We start from the raw sequence: 19,910 nt of genomic DNA on the forward strand, positions 1-19,910 counted from the left end.
CTGCTTAATCCATACCCAGATCGATGTCTTTGCCTTCGCGTAGCAGGTCATACACCATATCAACCAATGCGGTCATGCCCTGACGGTCAGACTTGAGCACCTGGGTTGCCAGCTTCTGATGACTGGACAAAGCACGAACAACAGCTTGCTGCACAGCACCGGGGAGGTTGCCTTTCATAGCCTGCTCACGGGTGTTGCTTTCCACCTGAGCCATGACGACATCGCTTTCACCGGTAATCGCTGAAATCTGATTAACGAAAGCCACCTGATCCTGGATCGGCGTCGCCTCACCAAACAGGCTGTTGAGCCTCTCGATAATCTCTTTGACGAATTTCGGCTTGTCGCCTGCCGCTCCACCACCGCCTGCACCTGCTGGTTGCAATACCGGGGTTTTGCCTTCTTCTTCTACGTCATCGGGTCGAGCATTGATGTCAAAGCCAGTAAGCACCAGGCCTGTCAAGTCCACGGTTTCCGGTGCTTCGTGCTGAAGGCGCTTTTGCAGCAGCTTGGCGAAAGCGGCAAAGTTCTCCAACTCCGGGTCGCCAAAATCAATCAGTTGGGCGATATAGGAATAGGTACGGCAGAAGCGCCCCAGGTCCGACTTGAAGCCCATCAGCGCCTTGATTTGCTCGGCATACTCATCCTGGTGGTGATCGGCAGACTTCATGCCCGCCTCATCACCCCTGGCGCGGGCCTTCTCAAACGCTGCTTCCCAGGTTGCCATGCCATCGCGCAACATTTTCATCTTGTCGTTATACAAGGCCGTCGCTCCAGCTGTAGCGGTATACAGCGCCTTGTGCTGTGGCGATTTAGTATGGGTGATGTCACGTATGGTCTTGAAGCGGGCTTCTTTGAACGCGGCCAAGTCCTTCTCGTCGTACAGGCCGTGCTCGTCCAGTCGCTCCTTGATCTCGTAGACCACATTGAGGTCTTGCACTTCGCTGATGTGAGCGCCTTTGTCATAGGTGGCAAAGGCCTTGCGCACGTTCTCTGGATCGTTCACGAAGTCGATGATAAAGACTTCATCCTTCCCAGGTGCCGTCCGGTTCAGGCGGGCGAAGGTCTGCACAATCTCCACATGGTTGGCGATTTTCTTGTCCACATACATGGCGACCAGTTTGGGCTGGTCAAAGCCAGTCTGGAACTTGTCGGCCACCAACATCACCCGGTATTCCGGGCGGTCAAAGGCAAAGCGCAAATCCTGCCCGTGGACATCCGGGTTCATGCTCTGCTCGGTGAACTCCTCGTTCTCATCGACGATAAACACATCATCCTTGAACTCGCTGTCATCCTGGTGCATCACCTGCTTACCGGTCATCTTGCCGGAGAAGGCCACCAGTGAATGAATAAAGCCGTACTCGCTGTGCTGCTCGATATAGCGGTCAAACGCCTTCTTGTAGCGAATGGCAGCGGCACGGGAGCTGGTCACTACCATCGCCTTGGCCTTGCCATCCAGCCGGTGGGCGACGTTTTTGGTGAAGTGCTCAACGATAAACTGTACCTTCTGGGTCACATTGGTGGGATGCAATGACATCCACTGTGCCAGGGCGCGTTTGGCGGCCTTGCCGCTTACCCGCTTGCTGTCTTCAAGCTGCTTGGAAAGGTTGAAGGCCGTTTTGTAGGGCACATAGCCGTTCAACACATCGAGAATGAATTTCTCCTCAATGGCCTGGCGCATGGTGTACAGGTGGAAGGCTTGCGGCGGGTTATCGTCCGAGATCGGTTGGCTTGGATCTGTCGGGCGACCAAACAGCATCAAAGTGGAGTGCTTGGGCGTGCCGGTAAAGGCGAAGTAGCTGATATTGTCCGGGCGGGCGCGAGACTTTTGCAGTTGCTCCAGTAGTTCATCCACCGTCATGGTGGACATTTTGCCTTGTCCGCTCATCCCCAGCGCGGCTTGCAGCTTAGCGGCGGTAGAGCCAGTCTGCGAGTTATGCGCCTCATCAATGATCACAGCAAAGTTTTTCCCTTTCAGGGCCTTGTCAGTGATGATGGCTTCCATCGCGTAGGGGAAGGTCTGGATCGTTACTACCACAATCGGCGTGCCAGACAACAAGGCATCCGAGAGCTGCTTGCTCTTGGACTTGGATGACTTCTGCCGGTCAATGGCGGCGATCACCCCAAACTGATGGTCAATCTGCTTCACCGCGTCCTGGAGCTGGCCGTCCAGCACATTACGGTCGGTGACAATGATCACGCTGTTAAATACCGCGTCGCCGTTATCTTCGCGCAGTTTCACCAAGTCATGGGCCGTCCAGGAAATGGTGCTGGTCTTGCCGGAACCGGCGCTGTGGTCACACAGGTAGGTCATGCCTGCGCCATTTTCGCGGGCATCGGCCAGCATCTGGTTCACTGCCGTCCATTGGTGAAAGCGCGGGAAAATCAGGGTTTCTTTCTTCGACCAGTTGCCCTGAATATCCACCACGTCCTTTTTCTCGACGTAGACAAAGCTATGGAAAATCCGCAGCCAGGCATCCGGCTGGCAGACCGCCTCCCAGAAGTAGGCTACCGGGTATTCCTGGGTACCATCGGCCTTAATCTCACCTGGCGGGTTACCCGCATGTACAGTGCCGCTTTCGTCATTGCGCCCCTTATTGAACGGCAGGAAAAAGGTGCTTTCTCCATCCAGCTTGGTCGCCATCATGATTTCAGAGTCGGACATGGCGAAATGTACCACTGCCCCACGCTTGAAGGTCAGCAATGGCTCCCGGCGTTTGGTCTGGGCGTCATACGGCAGGCGATCATTGCGGTACTGATCCATGGCCGCTTCGCAGGACTGGGTGAAGTCGGTCTTCAGTTCGACGGTTGCCACCGGCAGACCGTTGATAAACAGCACCAGATCAATGGCAAATTCACGGGCCGGGTGATACTTCAGCTCCGGCACCACGCGCAGTATATTGGCCTGGTAGCGCTCAATGACTGCTGCATTGCGCTTGTCTTCCGGTGCGGCCTCGGTCATCTCGATCAGGCCGCAACCGGCAATGGAAAAGCCCTGGCGCAACACCTGCATGGTGCCTTGTTTCTCCAGTGCTTTATCCAAGCGATCCATCAGCACTTCAAGGGTTTTGGCCCCGTTGAGCCGTTCCAGCTTGTCCCATTTTTCCTGCTGGCCGCTGGTTTTGATCCAGCTTTCCAGGTCTTCGGGATACACCGCCCGCTCGGTGTTGTAGAACTTGGAATCACCCAGCTTCCAGCCCTGATCTACCAACCGGTCGATGATGTATTGCTGGAAGTATTTTTCCTGATGTGCTGCTGATTGCATTTATTGTTTTCCTCGCAAATCAATCTGGCCGGTGACAGCGGCGGTGATAAAGGCGGCGCGGCGTTCTTTGAGCAGGGTGATACTTTGTTCCGACTTGCTAATCAGAGCATCAATGCGGGCGGTTTCAAGGTCGAGGGTGGCTAGAATGGCATCTTGCTCCTTCAGATCTGGAAGAGGTAGACGAGTGTTCGCTACATATTCATGCTCTAAGCTTTCAACAGTAGCTCCTTCTTTTGCCCATATCCCAAGCAACGAGCGGTTAAGACCCTGTACCCACCGAAGTATAAACCGGGGTCTAACCCTAGTTTCATCAAGGCTCAATGCTTTCATGTCCTGATTTAAGCTAACAGGAACATTATTGATCCCAACCGGTATCGTGTGACGAAGAATACCTGATCGAGCAACCAGCAACACCGCTCCCGAGTCAATCAGTTTCGTGGCACTATTTTCCAGTCCTTTGGTAGTTATATGATCTATAGAATCGGTAATCACCTCATGTTTCATATCCTTTGGAGAGACCCAAGGGATGCAGCCGTTCCAATAGTCTGGATTTTCTTTTGATGGCGTACCACCACCAGAGAATGCAGCAACATGCTTTAGTTTTGTCGCCTCCCAGTGCTCCGGCACCTGCCCAATCCACTCAATGCCGGAATCCTTCATCTTGGCGTTGCGGTCTAGTCCCTTGGTGACAGCATGGGTAATCAGCCCCTGCCGCTTTTCCTTCAGTAGCTCGACAAAGCGGTTTTTCTTCTCGATAAGCGCATCAATACGGGCGGTTTCGCGGTCGAGGGTGGCCGCGATGGTGGCTTGTTCGTCAGTGTCGGGAAGCCCGATAGTAAATGACTCAAACAGATCCGTTGGAACTCGCTTTAAGCCTCCAGTGCCTCTCATCTCAGATTTGGCAATTGTTCTGAACTGCTCTTCTTGCAGACGGTAGTAAAGAAACCGGTTATGTCCCTTTCCATTTACCCGAAGAACATTGATTTCAGTAGAGCCAAACCCAATGCCGTTAACCAGACCATTGGCTATCGCTATGTTTCCATTCTCGAAGCAAGGCGTTACCTTGGCGATCAGAATATCGCCATCGCAGAAATAGCTATATCCACCATACACTTCATGAATAGGACGAGTTTCATCAAGTGTTACAGCATTGGTTCTCAGCTTTTCCATAGGGAGAAATGTGCAAAGAGAATCCTTTTCCTCGCTTAAGGTCGATTTCCTGGGATTCAAGGCGGAAATTCGCTTAATCTGCGCAATCTTCCAATGCTCCGGCACCTGCCCAATCCACTCAATGCCGGAATCCTTATACGCGGGATATGCTCTGTACTGGCTCATTCGCTGGCCACCTCCGCCAGTAGCGCGGCAATCTCGGCTTCTACCTGCTTCAGGTCTTCATCAATATCATGCAGCTTGCGCGGCGGCTGGTACTGGTAGAAGAAGCGGTTGAAGTTGATCTCGTAGCCAACGCGGCCCAATTGACCATCCCTGGCATCGGTAAAGCTCTCATCCAGCCAAGCATCCGGCACATGAGGAAGCACTTCGCGGGCAAAGTAGTCGTCGATGTCATCCAGATAGGGGACGTTCTCGTAATCAGTCAAATCTGTGTCTGGCACCAGCTCGCCGTTGGAATCCGTGACTGGCTCGGCTTTCGGGTCTTTGTGACCAAAGGCGCTGATTAGGGCGGTGATCAATGTCTTGTTGGATTTGACCTTGAGCTGCTTTGCTTCATCGGACTTGATCGAGTCCCTAACAAAGGTTTCTGCCCAGCTATAGGGCTGCGTTTGCCCGATCAGCGGCTTGAGGGCTTCACGCCAGAATGTCTGATGCGCATCAGAGAGCTTTTCCCAGGCAGCTTCGGCTTCCAACCGATCCATGCCCACCTTATCCAGCTCCAGGGTCATGCGCAGCGGGCGCAGGACCTTGATACGGCGGTAGCCAAAGGTACGGTAGTCAAGCATCCGGGAAAGCGCTCCGGTTTCGCCTGTGGCGTAGATGTCCAGAATCTGGCGGCGCTGCTCATCGCTGACAATACGGCGCTTGTTGCCCTCGTTGCGGATTGAAGTCCAAAGGTCGGTGGCGTTGATCAACTGCACCTTGCCTTTGCGCTCCTGCGGCTTCTTGTTGGACAGAATCCACAGGTAGGTGGCGATATTGGTGCGGAAGAACAGATCCGTTGGCAGAGCTACAATGGCTTCAATCAGGTCGTCTTCCAGCAACCAACGGCGTATTTCCGATTCGCCAGACGCGGCACCGCCGTTAAACAGTGGCGAACCCGACAGCACGATAGCGGCGCGGCCACCGCCGTTGATCGGCAGTTCTAGCTTGCTCGCCAGGTGCATCAAAAACAGCATGGAGCCATCGCTAATTTTCGGCAGGCCCGGCCCAAAACGGCCCAACTCACCTTTTTTGTGTTCTGCTTCGACGGCGGTTTTGTCCTTCTCCCATTTCTTGCCGAAAGGCGGATTGGACAGGCAGTAGTGGAAACGCTCACCGGCAAACTGGTCGTTGGACAGCGTGCTGCCCTGACGAATGTTCTTCGACAGATCTCGGCCTGGGTCGGACTCCAAACGGCGGATCAGCATACCGGCTACACAAACCGCATGGGTTTCCGGCTCCAACTCCTGCCCGTGCGGCACCAGCACTGGCGGGATCTTGTCGCGGTTACCGTAGTCACCCACATGGTTCATGGCATCGGTGAGGAAGCCACCCGTGCCACAGGTCGGGTCATACAGAGTACGAATCAAACCGGGGCTGGCCTCAAACAGGGCATCATCCGGGTCAAGTAGCAATGCGGTCGCTAGGTGAACGATGTCGCGCGGCGTCATGAAGTCCTCGGCCCCTTCATTGACCTCGGCACCAAAGCGGCGAATTAGGTGTTCGTAGATGTTACTCATCACCCGATCCGGAACCACGTCCGGGTGCAGATCGATCTTGGCGAAGTTCTGGCAAATCTTGTACAGCAAGCCCGCTTTCTCCAGCCGGATCACCGTATTGCCAAACTCAAACTCCTCGAAGATAGCGCGGGCATTATCCGAAAACAGGGCGATGTAGTCTTCCAGATTGCGGCGCGTCTTGGTGCTACCCAAGGTGCCGAGGGAGTATTCAGAGGTGTTGTAGAAGGGGTATTCAGCGGTTGAGCGCAGAATGGTATCCAGCTCGACATCGGCATCCTTGAAAGCGTCATGCGCTTCTCTCACCGCCTCGCGGGTCGGCTCCAGCGCACACTCCAGGCGGCGCAGCAAGGTAAACGGCAAAATGATCTTGCCAAAGTCCGTATGCTTGAAGTCCCCCCAAAGGTCTTCCGCATTCTTCCAAATAAAGTCAGCCTGTGAAGCTGCCGATCCCGTAAATTCGCTCATTCTGGACTCCAACCACTTTTTGCACAGAACGGTACTGGAGTCAATCTGCGAATGTCAACCAGATTTTGCACAAAAGGGGATGGATTTAAATTCTTGGCTAAATTTGCGATCCTACCTCAGAATGCAAATTGTAGATTCAATCTGTCAATGCAACACCCCTTTCAATTATCTCTTTCGGTGTTTTGAACTTCAGTGTCTTTCTCGGTCTGTTGTTTAGCTGAGCAGCAACCAGATCTAGTTCATGTTGAGTATATTGGGCAAGACATGTCTTTTTAGGAAAGTACTGCCGAATTAGCCCATTTGTGTTCTCATTTGTTCCCCGCTGCCAAGGACTCTGAGGATCGCAGAAGTAAACTTTAACGCCGGTGCTGACAGTAAATTCTAGATGTCTGGCCAGTTCCATTCCTCTGTCCCATGTCAGTGATTTTCTGAGTTCTGACGGTAAACTCAGGAATTTGTCGGTAAGAGCCTGATTTACTGAGACAGAATCTTTGCCCCTGAGTCTAAGGATGATCGTATAACGTGATTTTCGGTCTACAAGTGTGGCTATATGAGAGTTTTTTGTACCTGAGACTAAATCGCCCTCCCAATGCCCCAGAGAGCGTCTGTTATCGATATTTCGGGAACGTTCGTGAATTGGTGTTCCGTTCACTATGTTAATCGTACCTCTTTCGCCTTTGCGGGTATGACGCCTGCCATGGCGAAGGCTATGCGACCGTCGCAGATGCTGTATATTCAGGTGGTGTAGCGCTTCACGGCTACGAAAGTACAGCGTTTTATAAATTGTCTCAGGTGATATTCGCAGCGTTTTTTGACGTGGTTTTGTTCGCCTTAACCATCCTGATATTTGCTCTGGAGACCATTTCATCTCCAGCTTTTCCAGAACAAGCTTTCGCAATGGCAAATTTTGATCCAGTAAGCACGGTTTTGGCCTTTTCGCCATTCTGTTGGCTCGGTTATTAGCATCAACAGCTTTGTAATAGCGTCTGCCCCGATTACGCTGAACTTCACGTGAGATCGTCGAAGGACTGCGATTCAGCGCAGTAGCTATCGCACGAATGCTCATTTTGGCTGACAAACCAGCTCGTATCTCCTCGCGCTCAGACAGTGTCAGGTGAGCTACAGCCCGCTTACGCTCATGGGGTTTTATGCCGCCAGTATCCCTTAACATAGTGAAGATCGTTCCGGGTTTTGAACCCAGGATATTCGCTATTTCACTGAAGCCTGTTCCGTTCTTCCATAGTTCAAAAACAGAGGCTTTTTCCTCTGCTGTAAATGTTCGTCTCATTCAAAAAACCTCCGCAACCCCATGTTTTCACATAACTGTTGCGTTGACCAATTGAATCTACAACAGCCTTTTTTATAAAAGAGTAGACAAAAGAGGTTCGCGATACTAATCTACCAACTAGATGGTTGGTATTGATTGCACCAGCTATACCTTTTATCAAGAAATTACAGGAGCCATTATGTCTACTACCGTTAAACCTTCTGCAGACGCAGCTGCGATCCACAATACCCGTGAAGCAGTTCGCAGCCAGCCTGGCCTGGGTAACCTGACTTTCCAGATGAAAGCCCGTTCCAGCGGCGGATTAACCGTTCGCACAGAGACCGGCGCCACAATCCAGAACGGCGTTATCGATAACAGCCGCGCAGGGAAATTTTCTAATATCGGTGATGAACCCGCAGGTTTACTCGGCACCGATACCGGCATGAGCCCGACTGAATACATCATGCAGGCGCTGGCTGGCTGTTATACCGCCACCCTCACCATGATGGCTGCTGAAAAAGGGATCGACCTGGACGGTATCGAGCTGGATCTTAATTTCGATATCAACCTCAACGGCTTCCTTGGGCTGGACAGCAACGTGCGTAAAGGTGCGAAATCTATTCGCGTCGATGTTCACCTTACGAGCAAGACCGCCAGTCGCGAGGAGTTAGAAGCGCTGGTCAGCGAAATGCAAAAGAATTCGCCAATCCACGATACTCTGGCTAATCCGGTTGAAATGATTACACGCCTGGCGTGATGTCAGAGATGTAATGCTGCCATTCAGAATGCAGGATGGCAGTGACGTTCAGCTCTGCACGATACTGAGTCAGTGATACAACTTGCTACGGAAAAATAGCAACAATATAATCTATCAACTAGTAGATTATATGGAGTAATTATGACAACCATGACACGGGAACGGCTGCTCAGCGAAGCAGAACACCTGATGCGTGAAAAAGGGTATTCAGCATTCAGCTATGCTGATTTATCAAAAATAGTGGGTATCACCAAGGCCAGTATTCATCACCATTTCCCGACCAAAGATATTCTGGGTGAGCAGGTGGTAATACAGGCGTTCTCCGATACACAACGCGTATTTGAGCAGATAGAGGCGACTGAGAAAAGCGCGGAGAAAAGAATTGCGGCCTACATCGATATCTTCGCGCAAAGCCATAAAGCTTCACTACTGCCACTGTGTTGTGCGTTGTCAGCGGAGACCGCCAATCTGCCTCAGGCAATTACTGTACAGACATCACTTTATTTCGATATGCAAATCGAGTGGCTCACAAAAGTCGTCAGGGCGGGCATGGAGTCAGGTGAGTTTTCATCCCATGCCGAACCATCAGATATTGCTTTGATGATCATTAATGTCTGTGAAGGCTCAAGCGTAGTGGCGCATGCAACGGCCAGACCCGAAGTCTTCACCAACAGCCTTAAGTATATAAAACTGCTTCTTAATACCCCTCATTCAGGAGAATGACACTATGCTGGACTGGAACAACTATCGCTCAGAGTTAATGCAACGTTTAGGTGAGTTGGGCAAACTGACCCCCGAGACCATGAAAGGCGTGGTTGCCCTAGGCAACGCAGGTAACAAAACTGACCTTCTGGGCGCAAAAGTGCGTGAACTCATTGCCCTGGCGTGCGCTGTCACAACGCGCTGCGACGGCTGCATTGCTTTTCACGCCGACGCCGCTGTGAAAGCCGGTGCAACCGACGCTGAAATTGCTGAAGCTCTGGGCGTGGCGATTAACCTCAACGCTGGCGCTGCGGTCATTTATTCAGCCCGCACTCTGGATGCTGTCGGTCAGGCACGCGGTTAAGCATTAATAAATTCCACGTTGAAAGGGCATTACTGCCCTTTTTTTATGTCCGCAATCGCCTGAGCATATACCGATGCAGGTTTCACACCCGGTATGCGTTTAACTAATTGCCCTTCATGAAATATCAGCACAGACGGCAGCCCCCAGATCTCGTATTTGGTTGTCAGCACCGGCGCCTGATCTACATTGACTTTCCCCACCTGAATATCTCCATCGAGCCGGTCTGCAAACTGACTGAACATTTCTTCGCTGGCCTGACAGGGCGGACACCAGGGTGCAGAGAAACGTACCACCGATATTCCTTTGTACTGTTCTATCTGGCGGAAATTATCTTCGTTATAGGATGTTAATGTACGCATGGTGATGACCTCGCAAAGTGAGTGACAATTCAAAAATGGCCGCGTCATGAGAAAAAGTACGGCATGCCCATTGACCTACCTACTAGATGGTTGGTATATTGCCACCCATCAGATGTTTATGCAACTCCAGTGCGCGACGTCCGGTCGATGATACTTCCGGGTTGTGCAAATCCCTGTCGGGATAACTCCTTTTTGCTTTTGTGAGGTACACGATGAGTAAGCTTTTCACCCCCTACAATCTGTCTGGCCTGGCGTTAAAAAACCGTGTAGTCATGGCACCGATGACCCGCACCCGCACCATGAATGACGTGCCGGATGAGGTCGTGGCTTTGTACTATGCACAGCGTGCTTCTGCTGGCCTGCTCATCACCGAAGGGATGCCGGTTTCAGAAGAAGGCCGGGGTTACCTTTATACCCCTGGTATCTACAACGACGAACACGTCCAGGGCTGGCGTAAGGTGACACAAGCGGTTCACGCCAAAGGTGGCCGTATTTTCGCGCAGCTCTGGCACGTCGGCCGTATGTCTCACGTCTCTCTTCAGCCAGGCCACATAGCGCCGGTTTCAGCGGGCACCGTTCAGGCGGTCAATACCACCGTTTTTGCGCTGACCGAATCCGGAGAACCGGGCCCGGTTGTACCAAGCCAGCCACGCGCGCTGGAAACGCATGAAGTGAAACGCATCACTGCAGACTTCGTGCACTCCGCACGCCTGGCGATGGAAGCCGGCTTTGACGGCGTGGAAATCATGGCTGCAAACGGATTCATCTTTGACCAGTTCCTCAGTAGCGAACTGAACACCCGCACCGACGAATACGGCGGCTCGGTGGAAAATCGTCAGCGTTTCCTGCTGGAGACCATTGACGCCGTGGCGGAAGCCGTGGGTAACAGCCACGTTGCCGTGCGCCTGTCACCGTTCGGCCGCATTTATGACCTCGCGCCGTATGAAGGTGAAGAGCAAACCTGGTCAGCCATCACCGACGCGCTCGGTCAGCGGGAACTGGCCTACGTACACCTTTACTATCAGCCGGTGTACACCAAAGCGCCACTTCCGGAAGGATTCCGCCGCCGTTTTCGCAACACGTTTAAAGGCACCATCATCGCTGCCGGCGGGTTTACCCGTGATATCGCAGAGCAGGCTCTGGAAGATGATGAGCTGGATCTGGTGGCATTTGGTGTGCCCTACATCGCTAACCCGGATCTGGTTGAAAGAATGCAAAACGGCTGGCCACTGGCAGAAAGTGACCGCGCCACCTACTACGGCGTCAGTGGTTCCCCGGAAAAAGGCTATACCGATTACCCGGTCTGGCAGGCGCAATAAATCCCATACGGTCGCGGTTCTCTGATAAGTGAGACCCGACCGCCCAAGGTCTTTGAGGAATCATTATGCAAACGCTGAAACCCACCCTTACTATCGATATCTGGTCAGATTTGGTCTGCCCGTGGTGCTGGATTGCTAAAAAAAGATTTGAACAGGGTCTGAATCGCTTTGAATTTCGCGATCAGGTGGTGCTCCGTCATCACAGCTACCGTCTGGCCGGTGGTACTCCCGCTATGCCTTTTAAGGATGCCATCGTTAAAAAACTGGGCAGTCAGCATTCAGCGGAGCTGATGATGAATCAGGTGGGCACCGCCGGTAAATCTGAAGGTCTGATCTACAACTTTGACGGCATGATGTTTGGTGATACAGAAGATGCACACACCCTGCTGGTTGCCGCGCGTAAGGCCGGAATTGCGGACGCGGTGGAAGAACGTTTTTATCACGGCAGTATCACCGAAGGTCGCTCTCTCTTTGACCGTCAGCAGCTCGTTGCAATGGCCGTAGAAGCCGGTATGCCGAAAGCTGACGCTGAAGCCGCCCTGGAAAATGACGATTTTCGCGCCACCGTTTCCGACGATGAAGCCCACGCACAGTCTATTGGCCTCAGCGGCGTTCCGGTTTTTGTGATGAACGAAAAATATGCCATCAGCGGGGCTCAGGCAGCAGATAACTTTTTGAATGCCCTGCGTCAGGTATGGGATGAACAGCAAACCGAATTTTCAGCCACGGCGGGTCAGACCTGCGGAACGGATGGCTGCAGTATTTAATCCGTCAACCGCCGGCAGTTTCACCCTGCCGGCAACGTCTTACCCACCAGTAATGGAGTCAGAAAATGAACACTTTTTTCAAAGGTAAAAAACTGCTCGTCGTCGGCGGTACCAGCGGCATGGGTCTGGCCGTCGCACGCATGGTACTGGAAGCGGGCGGCAGTGTGGTGCTGACCGGGAATAAAAAAGACAAAGCCGAAGCGGTGCAAAAAGAACTGAGTCCTCTGGGACCGGTTGCGGTTATTGCGGCGAACCTGATGACCGAAGAAGGTATGGAAACTATCCGTCGGGAAATTAATGCCCGCCACCGCGATATCAGCCTGATGGTGAATGCCGCCGGGATCTTCATGCCGAAAGGCTTTACCGATCACAGCTTTGACGATTATGACATGTATCTTGCGCTGAACCGCGCCACGTTCTTTATTACGCAGGATGTCGTGAAGAACATGCTCGCCGCGAAGCTCGAAGGGTCTATCGTCAATGTCGGTTCGATTGGCGCCCAGGCAGCACTGGGTGACTCGCCGGCCTCGGCCTATTCAATGGCAAAAGCGGGTCTGCATGCCCTGACGCGTAATCTGGCGATTGAGCTGGCCAGCGCGGGTATTCGTGTCAACGCTGTGTCTCCCGGGATTGTTCATACGCCAATATACGAAGGCTTCATGGACAAAGCGGATATCGCTGATGCTATGAAGTCGTTGAACGATTTCCACCCGCTGGGACGCGTCGGAACTGCCGAAGACGTTGCAAACACTATTCTCTTCCTGTTGTCTGACAAAACCTCATGGGTGACGGGCGCTATCTGGGATGTCGATGCGGGCATCATGGCGGTCAGACGATAACCCCGTGACGCTGGCATGAGCCGCCCCTTTACGGGCGGCATTTTTTTGTCGCCAGAATGTCTTCAGCAGGCTTCACTCAGGATATTCACGACCTGTTTCCGTACCTGGATATAGGCGACAGAGAACAGCACCGCATACGCCATGAGGTAAAACCCGCTCAGCGGACGCCACAGCGATAATGTGGTCCTGGCGTGATAAAAGAGGAAGGGGGACAGGACGAATGCACCACTGGCCAGCCTGAGGCTGCTGAATGAAAGGGGATCAATGTGGCCTCCTTGCAGGGCCAGACGACACAGAATGGAGTTTGCCGCAAATGCCAGCATTGCCAGTGATATTTTAAGAATGAGCGCGCACCTGGCCATTCGAGAAGTCCTCACAAAAATCCTGCAAACTACCATCTAGTTGGAAGCATGGCGTAAGTGATCACCGAACAGGAAGCAATAACCAGCTTTCAAACTGGAAGGTGAGGACAGGCATTCGGAATGAATTCTGTTTCACATCCCCAGTGGAGGACGGAAAACGCGTTATGCCAGATGCAGAGCAGAAGCTTTTTTTTCTCCTGCGATCAAACATATGACATCAGTTTAAGGCCCGGAATATCCTATGAAAAAACTAAAATTTACGTTCAAAAATGCGGCGGGTGAAGAACTGGCCGGATTGCTTGAACTTCCTGAAAATCCTAAAGCGTTTGCGCTGTTAGCTCATTGTTTTACGTGTGGCAAAGACCTCAAAGGCGCGGCGCGTATTGCGCGGAAACTGACAGAGAAAGCTATCGCCGTTCTCCGGTTTGATTTTACTGGTCTGGGAAACAGCGAAGGGGATTTTTCCAACACCAACTTCTCATCCAATATTTCGGACCTGCTTTGCGCGGTAGATTATCTCCGCCGACAGTACGAAGCGCCTTCTTTGCTCATCGGTCATAGCCTGGGGGGATCTGCCATCCTGTCTATCGCCGGCGAAGTTCCTGAGGCAAAGGCCGTTGTCACCATAGGATCACCCGGAGAACTGACACACGTAAAAGGGGTCGGTTCCGGCTGAGGGCGAAATGACACCCTAAGCGTTAGCTCTGTGTCGTTGCACGATGTCAGCGACGGTATTCTTGCTGATACCGAGCTCGCGTGCGATCCAGCGATAGCTGCGTCCCTCGGCCCTCATCGCAACCACCTTAGGCAAAAGTCGGTCTGATTTTGGTCGCACTCCGGCCTGACGACCAAGCCTCTTACCACGTGCCTTCGCAACAGCAAGGCCTGACTTGACCCGCTCGCTGATGAGATCCCGCTCAAACTCCGCAATGCCGGAAAGAAACGTCGCCAGCATTCGTCCATACGGCGACGAAAGATCGAACGCCATTCCATTCATGGCTATCACGGAAACCTTCCAGTTCTCCAGTTCACGTAGCGTATTGAGCAGATCGAGCGTCGAGCGCCCCCACCGGGAAAGCTCAGTGACCAGGATTGCATCAATTTGTCTGGACTGGGCAAGCGCCAGGACTTTCTTTCGCTCGGCCCGGTCGAGTTTAGTTCCTGAACCTGTTTCCTTAAATATTCCCACCACGTCGTAGCCGGCACGGCCGGCGAAGGCTCGCAGATCAAATTCCTGGCGTTCACAAGACTGATCCGCTGTTGAAACCCGGCAGTAAATGGCGGCACGATGTCCCAATTGAACCCTCCTGGATTTTTGTATCGGAACGCCCTGATTTATATGGGCTGGCTGTTGTCCAAAACAGACTATACTTCAAAAGGGACGAATTTGTATGTCACGACGCCATATTTTCACCGAACGGCAGCGAGCAGCGCTGTTCGATCTGCCCACGGACGAACTGTCGCTACTGAAGTTCTACACGCTGGGCGATGATGACCTGGAAAACATTAGGCAGCGCCGCAGACCGGAAAACAGGATTGGCTTTGCCCTGCAACTTTGTGCCTTACGATATCCGGGCCGTGCACTGGCTCCTGGTGAGATGATCCCGCGTGAAGGGGTCAGTTTGGATATCGAAAATTATTGTACTATAAGGGCTTCCCCGGCATGTCAACGCCGGTGTTTACGGTTTCTGTCTGCACTATAGTAAAAAAATAAAGGGGAGAGACTGCGGTACTATAAACGGTCATGATGAATCGTCATCGATTCGGACCCTGATGAAAGACGCTCGTGAGGCTCTAGTTCGTTAGTCGGGTACACTTGCCCTGTACAATAAGCAGATATACCTCACGGGGTCTAACCCTTTATCATCAACGAGTTGCAGAACAGATGGTCATACAGCTTTGTACTTTAGCTGGCTGAGTACAACCTGAAATCATCACCGTAATGCAATGATGCCCAGCACAGTCTTGCATTTTTGGCAGCGATGGCAACAACAGCGCGCCAGTATCCTCTGCGTTCGACCAGTGAGCAGACCCAACGACTGAATAAATCAGTCCTTTTCTCCGCCCCGATCAGTACCGAGCGGGCACCCTGAACCAGAAGTGTTCTCAGATACGAATCGCCAGCTTTCGTTATCCTGCCAAGCTTCGACTTTCCGCCGCTGCTGTACTGCGATGGTGTCAGTCCCAGCCAGGCTGCCAGCTGGCGCCCATTCTTAAAATCATGTGCATTACCGATACTGGCGACCAGCGCACAGGCCGTTGTGGGGCCAACGCCCTTCAATTCCATCAGCCGCTGACTGCGATGATCTGTTTTGGCCATGCGGGACAAAATTCGGTCATATTCAGCGATGTTATCTTCAATGCGAGCAACGTGCTCCAGCAAATCATCAACACATTGCTGAACCTGAAGTGGTAAAGAATTCTTCTGCTCAAAAACTATGTGGCGCAGGGCATCTGTACTTTGTGGGGCGATAACGCCGAATTCAGATATCAACCCCCGGAGACGATTATATGTTGCTGTTTTCTCTTCGATAAAACCCTGTCGGGTACGATGCAGACACTGCATTGCCTGCTGGCTCTCATCCTTAACCGGCACAAACCGCATATGTGGGCGACGAACCGCCTCGCAGATAGCCTGAGCATCAGCTGCATCATTTTTCCCTGATTTACCAGCCATGCGGTAAGGCGATACAAATTTAGCGGCCATCAGACGCGGCTCATGACCATACTGCCGAAACAGTCTTGCCCAGTAATGAGCCCCGGAGCACGCCTCCATCCCGATAACACAGGGCGGCAAACCAGCAATCAGCCCGGGAAGAGCTGCGCGGGTTACTCTGGATTTAACCAGAACGGTTTTGCCATTCTGGTCAACGCAATGAACAGCGAACACATTTTTAGCAAGATCGATACCGACAGTAGTAATGGTCATAACGAATCCCTCCGGGGTTGTGTTTACCCCATGATTGCACAAGAGTTAATCAGGCGCATAATCAGGGGAAGTCCCTTCCATTCGTTAAGCTCATTTTTTAATCATTTCTGGTTTTTTTGGAAACGTAATATTCTGGATGTTAAGACGGTCATGCGGGGACATTGAACACAGATAATCATGTCCAGGTACGAACGTCCCATATAGAGTGTGAGCATTGATCGTGCTGTATTTTCGTTTATAGTAGATAGATTCTGTATCATACAGAGCACGTGGTCAGCACTAAAGTACATTACGCTGACTTATTCTGTTCACTGAGGGCTGAGTACCTGCTTTCAAGGATTTATCTGCTGATCATGCGCATTACGCCACCCTGAGTTTTCCCTTCCTCCGCCGTACTGAGCGAGCCTCAGAACGCACGTAATAACATCCCGTCTGCGGATGTGTTTTATCGTATTTGAAACTTATGTCCTCCGGGGCTAACTACATCTAAAAACTGAGAAATTACTATGTTGCTGTCCTCGACGCGTAAGGACTGGCTGGGTAACGTCCGTGGTGACGTGCTGGCTGGTATTGTTGTCGCGCTCGCACTCATTCCAGAAGCGATCGCCTTTTCCATTATTGCCGGTGTTGACCCTCAGGTGGGGCTTTACTCCGCTTTCTGTATCCCGCTGATTATGGCCTTCTTTGGTGGTCGCCCGGCGATGATATCTTCATCAACGGGGGCAATGGCGCTCCTGATGGTGACCCTGGTGAAGGATCATGGACTACAGTACTTACTGGCTGCCTCCGTACTGACCGGCGTATTCCAGCTGATAGCCGGTTATCTTAAACTCGGCGGGCTCATGCGCTACGTCTCACGCTCCGTGGTGACCGGATTCGTTAATGCACTCGCGATCCTGATTTTCATGGCGCAGTTACCTGAGCTCACCAATGTGACCTGGCATGTTTATGCTATGACGGCAGTAGGGCTCGCCATTATCTACCTCTTCCCGTATCTGAATAAAACAATCCCCTCACCCCTTGTCTGTATCGTGGTGCTTACGGCGATTGCCATATGGCTGCATCTGGACGTGCGTACGGTCGGGGATATGGGCAAACTGCCTGACAGTCTGCCGGTCTTCCTGGTGCCGGATATCCCGCTGAATCTTGATACGCTCCTGATTATTCTCCCTTACTCCGCAGGCCTCGCCATTGTAGGGTTACTGGAATCAATGATGACAGCCACGATTGTGGACGATATGACGGATACCCCCAGTGATAAAAACAGGGAATGCAAGGCTCAGGGCATCGCTAATATCTGCACCTCATTTGTCGGGGGAATGGCGGGCTGTGCAATGATTGGTCAGTCTGTTATCAACGTGAAATCCGGCGGTCGGGGCCGTCTGTCCACCCTCACTGCCGGTGTGGTCCTGCTGTGTATGGTAGTCTTTCTCAGGGACCTGGTCTCGCAAATCCCTATGGCCGCGCTTGTCGCCGTAATGATCATGGTTTCGATTGGTACCTTTTCATGGCGTTCAGTTACCGACCTTAAAAGCCATCCCATTTCTACCAGCGTGGTGATGCTGGCAACAGTGGTGGTGGTGGTGGCCACTCATAATCTGGCATTCGGGGTACTGACCGGTGTGCTTATCGCTTCCCTGAATTTTGCCACTAAAGTGGCGCGTTTTCTGGCTGTCTCTTCAGAACTCAGGGAAGAGTCCCGGCTCTATAAGGTCACCGGGCAGGTGTTCTTTGCCTCCGCCGACCGCTTTATGGCGTATTTTGATTTTCGCGAAGCTGCAGAGAAAGTTGTCATTGATGTTACGCATGCCCATTTCTGGGATATCACGTCGGTCAGCGCACTGGATAAGGTGGTTATTAAATTCCGCAGAGAAGGAACAGACGTTGAGATCCGCGGGATGAACGAAGCAACCCGTACTATCGTTGATCGCTTTGGTGTTCACGATAAACCCGAAGAAATCGAAAAACTGATGGGAGGTCATTAATGTCAGGAATTAATGCTATGGACAACACCGTTATTGCCTGCGTGGATGGATCGTCATCAACACGCGCCGTGTGTGAGTATGCAGCCTGGATTGCCGGGAAGCTTGACGTTCCTCTTGCCCTGCTGCATGTGCTTGAAAAAAATGAACAACCGGCAGTTTCTGACCTTACGGGGGCTATCGGTATTGACAGCCGGGAGCAACTGACGCAGGACCTTGTCCGAATAGAAGGGGAGCGTAACCGCCTGCTGATGACTCAGGGACGCGCCATTCTTGCCGGATGCGCGGAACTGCTCAGCCAGATCGGTATCCCGGATGTTCAGCAACTTCAGAAACATGGCGCACTGGATATCATCCTGGCTGACCTGAAGGGTATTCGTATGATGGTGCTCGGTCGCCGGGGAGCACAGAACCCGGTTGGCAGCAATCTGGAGAGCATTATCCGCCTGCAGAAAAAGCCGGTAATGATTGTACCTGAAACTTTTTCTGTACCTTCAAGAGTCATGTTTGCGTTTGATGGCAGTGAGGAAAGCCGGAGAAACCTGCGTCGACTGACGCTCAGCCCTCTGCTGCAGAGCCTGGAATGTCATATCGTAATGGTTAACGGCGATGCTCATACCCTCGAAGAGGCAAAGCGTAGTCTGCAGTGCGCTGGCATCAGTGCGATATCCCGGTTAGCTGAAGGACGCTCGGTAACGGAGGCGCTTTGTCGTTACGCCGCAGAAAACGGCGTGGATTTGATTGTCATGGGGGCATATGGGCACTCTTCCCTGCGACGTTTTTTCATCGGCAGTAACACAACTGCGATGCTCGAACAGACCAGAGTCCCGCTGTTAATGCTCAGATAAGTCGGAACCCGGAGGAAACTCCGGGAAAACTTAATTCCAGACTGGCATTAAAACCCTGAGTCGGGAAGAAAAGGCGACATTATGAAGAAAATCCTTATGATTGATGAAGTTCTTGCGCTTGCCCGGCTTAGCCAGGTTGCATTTGATAAACCCATAAAATATATGGATGACACGGATGCTGAACTCATCGCTCGTTTTAAAAAAACCATCACACCAGAACTTATTGAGCAGATGTGTCTCAGAATACTTGAGCTTGAAGCGAAGTTTCAGACTTTAAACGAATAAGCGTCAGGAATATGATAACTAAAGGCTGAACAGGGACTGCAGTAAGACGGCCAGCGGTCAGAGAGCAAAAAACGGACCTGAACTGACTGTGATAAGTGAGATATCAGAGTGTAAACTTTACCTGCTGTGGCGGAGCTCCGCGACAGAGATGAAGGTATACCTTCATCTCTGGGTCTGAACTTTTCATTAAAAAAGGGGCTGCCGGGAGTCCTCTACAGAGATCAGAGCTTGATATTTCAGGCAATGAACGAACAGGAATTATTTCCCTGCCTGCAGGTCAGAGCCAGCTTTCGATAATGTCTCTTGATGGTATTCCTCCAGTATGTACAACGATGTTATCAACGACAACCGCCGGGGTCGCCATCACTTTGTGTTTCATTATTTCAGACAGTGACTCCACTTTTTCAAGCTGAATAGCGACGCCTCTCTCATCAGCCACCTGCTGGATAAGGCGGATGGTTGTTTTACAACCGGAACAGCCTGTACCCAGTACTTTTACATGCTTCATT

General features: G+C 52.0%; 18 protein-coding genes and 2 pseudogenes. 11 read left to right on the plus strand and 9 right to left on the minus strand.

Annotated features, from left to right (window positions below):
• Positions 1–4: 4 nt before the first annotated feature.
• The 4 genes from HV345_RS24045 to HV345_RS24060 all read right to left on the minus strand — a co-directional run bounded on the left by HV345_RS24045 (position 5) and on the right by HV345_RS24060 (position 7,909).
• The gene (locus tag HV345_RS24045; RefSeq protein ID WP_009653619.1) at positions 5–3,262 is read right to left on the minus strand and encodes a type I restriction endonuclease subunit R; all 3,258 of its coding nucleotides are present in this window, start codon (positions 3,260–3,262) and stop codon (positions 5–7) included.
• Positions 3,263–4,597 carry a restriction endonuclease subunit S gene (locus HV345_RS24050; protein WP_009653617.1) on the minus strand — a complete coding sequence of 445 codons (1,335 nt, stop codon included), beginning with the start codon at positions 4,595–4,597 and terminating at the stop codon, positions 3,263–3,265.
• Positions 4,594–6,621 (minus strand): class I SAM-dependent DNA methyltransferase, encoded by a 2,028-nt coding sequence (locus tag HV345_RS24055; RefSeq protein ID WP_009653620.1) that lies wholly within the window; start codon positions 6,619–6,621, stop codon positions 4,594–4,596. Before HV345_RS24055 ends, HV345_RS24050 begins: the two co-directional genes overlap by 4 nt.
• A 136-nt stretch (positions 6,622–6,757) precedes the next feature.
• On the minus strand, positions 6,758–7,909 hold the full coding sequence (locus tag HV345_RS24060; protein ID WP_001254932.1) for an IS30-like element IS30 family transposase: 1,152 nt from the start codon (positions 7,907–7,909) through the stop codon (positions 6,758–6,760).
• 178 nt (positions 7,910–8,087) lie between these two features.
• On the opposite strand from HV345_RS24060, the gene HV345_RS24065 reads away from it, so the two are divergent.
• The 3 genes from HV345_RS24065 to HV345_RS24075 all read left to right on the plus strand — a co-directional run bounded on the left by HV345_RS24065 (position 8,088) and on the right by HV345_RS24075 (position 9,711).
• Positions 8,088–8,645 (plus strand): OsmC family protein, encoded by a 558-nt coding sequence (locus HV345_RS24065; RefSeq protein WP_023304049.1) that lies wholly within the window; start codon positions 8,088–8,090, stop codon positions 8,643–8,645.
• Positions 8,646–8,786: 141 nt separating this feature from the next.
• Complete coding sequence (locus HV345_RS24070; protein WP_023304048.1) at positions 8,787–9,368, plus strand: TetR/AcrR family transcriptional regulator; 582 nt, start codon at positions 8,787–8,789, stop codon at positions 9,366–9,368.
• A gap of 4 nt (positions 9,369–9,372) precedes the next feature.
• Complete coding sequence (locus HV345_RS24075) at positions 9,373–9,711, plus strand: carboxymuconolactone decarboxylase family protein (RefSeq protein ID WP_000888080.1); 339 nt, start codon at positions 9,373–9,375, stop codon at positions 9,709–9,711.
• A 29-nt stretch (positions 9,712–9,740) separates the two neighbouring features.
• Here the strand turns inward: HV345_RS24075 and HV345_RS24080 are convergent, their stop codons facing one another.
• A complete protein-coding gene (locus HV345_RS24080) occupies positions 9,741–10,070 on the minus strand; it encodes a co-chaperone YbbN (RefSeq protein WP_023304047.1) in 330 nt (109 codons plus the stop codon).
• 212 nt (positions 10,071–10,282) lie between these two features.
• Here HV345_RS24080 and HV345_RS24085 point away from each other — a divergent pair, with 212 nt between their 5' ends.
• The 3 genes from HV345_RS24085 (at position 10,283) to HV345_RS24095 (ending at position 12,995) form a co-directional block, all read left to right on the plus strand.
• The gene (locus HV345_RS24085) at positions 10,283–11,389 is read left to right on the plus strand and encodes an alkene reductase (protein WP_006687059.1); all 1,107 of its coding nucleotides are present in this window, start codon (positions 10,283–10,285) and stop codon (positions 11,387–11,389) included.
• A 65-nt stretch (positions 11,390–11,454) separates the two neighbouring features.
• A complete protein-coding gene (locus HV345_RS24090; RefSeq protein WP_023304046.1) occupies positions 11,455–12,156 on the plus strand; it encodes a DsbA family oxidoreductase in 702 nt (233 codons plus the stop codon).
• Between the two features lie 65 nt (positions 12,157–12,221).
• Positions 12,222–12,995, plus strand: coding sequence for an SDR family NAD(P)-dependent oxidoreductase (locus HV345_RS24095; protein WP_023307210.1), 774 nt, complete (start codon positions 12,222–12,224; stop codon positions 12,993–12,995).
• Positions 12,996–13,057: 62 nt separating this feature from the next.
• On the opposite strand, the gene HV345_RS24100 is transcribed toward HV345_RS24095, so the two are convergent.
• The gene (locus HV345_RS24100) at positions 13,058–13,357 is read right to left on the minus strand and encodes a hypothetical protein (protein ID WP_023307211.1); all 300 of its coding nucleotides are present in this window, start codon (positions 13,355–13,357) and stop codon (positions 13,058–13,060) included.
• Positions 13,358–13,598: 241 nt separating this feature from the next.
• Between HV345_RS24100 and HV345_RS24105 the strand changes: the two are divergent.
• Positions 13,599–14,015: pseudogene (locus tag HV345_RS24105) on the plus strand (alpha/beta hydrolase); the annotation flags it as partial.
• Positions 14,016–14,048: 33 nt separating this feature from the next.
• Here HV345_RS24105 and HV345_RS24110 read toward each other — a convergent pair.
• Entirely contained in the window at positions 14,049–14,654 is a 606-nt protein-coding gene (locus HV345_RS24110) for a recombinase family protein (protein WP_000509966.1), read from the minus strand.
• Between the two features lie 94 nt (positions 14,655–14,748).
• On the opposite strand from HV345_RS24110, the pseudogene HV345_RS24115 reads away from it, so the two are divergent.
• Positions 14,749–14,964, plus strand: a pseudogene (locus HV345_RS24115) (DUF4158 domain-containing protein); the annotation flags it as partial.
• A gap of 299 nt (positions 14,965–15,263) precedes the next feature.
• Here HV345_RS24115 and HV345_RS24120 read toward each other — a convergent pair.
• Positions 15,264–16,286, minus strand: a complete 1,023-nt coding sequence (locus tag HV345_RS24120; RefSeq protein WP_001567660.1) for an IS110 family transposase — start codon at positions 16,284–16,286, stop codon at positions 15,264–15,266.
• Positions 16,287–16,792: 506 nt separating this feature from the next.
• Between HV345_RS24120 and HV345_RS24125 the strand changes: the two genes are divergently transcribed.
• The 3 genes from HV345_RS24125 (at position 16,793) to HV345_RS24135 (ending at position 19,401) form a co-directional block, all read left to right on the plus strand.
• Complete coding sequence (locus tag HV345_RS24125) at positions 16,793–18,271, plus strand: SulP family inorganic anion transporter (protein WP_046499366.1); 1,479 nt, start codon at positions 16,793–16,795, stop codon at positions 18,269–18,271.
• A gap of 17 nt (positions 18,272–18,288) precedes the next feature.
• Complete coding sequence (locus HV345_RS24130; RefSeq protein ID WP_064380711.1) at positions 18,289–19,116, plus strand: universal stress protein; 828 nt, start codon at positions 18,289–18,291, stop codon at positions 19,114–19,116.
• A gap of 81 nt (positions 19,117–19,197) precedes the next feature.
• Positions 19,198–19,401, plus strand: a complete 204-nt coding sequence (locus HV345_RS24135) for a hypothetical protein (protein WP_021314636.1) — start codon at positions 19,198–19,200, stop codon at positions 19,399–19,401.
• Between the two features lie 277 nt (positions 19,402–19,678).
• Here the strand turns inward: HV345_RS24135 and HV345_RS24140 are convergent, their stop codons facing one another.
• Positions 19,679–19,909 (minus strand): thioredoxin family protein, encoded by a 231-nt coding sequence (locus HV345_RS24140; protein WP_021314637.1) that lies wholly within the window; start codon positions 19,907–19,909, stop codon positions 19,679–19,681.
• Position 19,910 lies beyond the last annotated feature (1 nt).

The sequence above is a fragment of the Citrobacter sp. RHBSTW-00986 genome (assembly GCF_013783065.1).
In the GTDB taxonomy this organism is placed as follows: Bacteria; Pseudomonadota; Gammaproteobacteria; order Enterobacterales; family Enterobacteriaceae; genus Citrobacter; species Citrobacter braakii.